This window comes from Kineobactrum sediminis (genome assembly GCF_002868715.1).
Taxonomy (GTDB): Bacteria; Pseudomonadota; Gammaproteobacteria; order Pseudomonadales; family Halieaceae; genus Kineobactrum; species Kineobactrum sediminis.
In genome coordinates this window covers 1-429 of the sequence record NZ_PKLZ01000035.1, presented here as the reverse complement: position 1 = coordinate 429, position 429 = coordinate 1, and the positions used below count along the sequence as shown (strand labels likewise).

1 pseudogene is annotated in these 429 nt (G+C 54.8%); it reads left to right on the top strand.

The features are described 5' to 3' along the window. Positions 1–429, top strand: a pseudogene (locus CWI75_RS18215) (IS6-like element IS26 family transposase); the annotation flags it as partial.

Below are 429 nucleotides of genomic sequence, written 5' to 3'. Positions count from 1 at the left end.
GTCGATCACTCCACGATTTACCGCTGGGTTCAGCGTTATGCGCCTGAAATGGAAAAACGGCTGCGCTGGTACTGGCGTAACCCTTCCGATCTTTGCCCGTGGCACATGGATGAAACCTACGTGAAGGTCAATGGCCGCTGGGCGTATCTGTACCGGGCCGTCGACAGCCGGGGCCGCACTGTCGATTTTTATCTCTCCTCCCGTCGTAACAGCAAAGCTGCATACCGGTTTCTGGGTAAAATCCTCAACAACGTGAAGAAGTGGCAGATCCCGCGATTCATCAACACGGATAAAGCGCCCGCCTATGGTCGCGCGCTTGCTCTGCTCAAACGCGAAGGCCGGTGCCCGTCTGACGTTGAACACCGACAGATTAAGTACCGGAACAACGTGATTGAATGCGATCATGGCAAACTGAAACGGATAATCGGC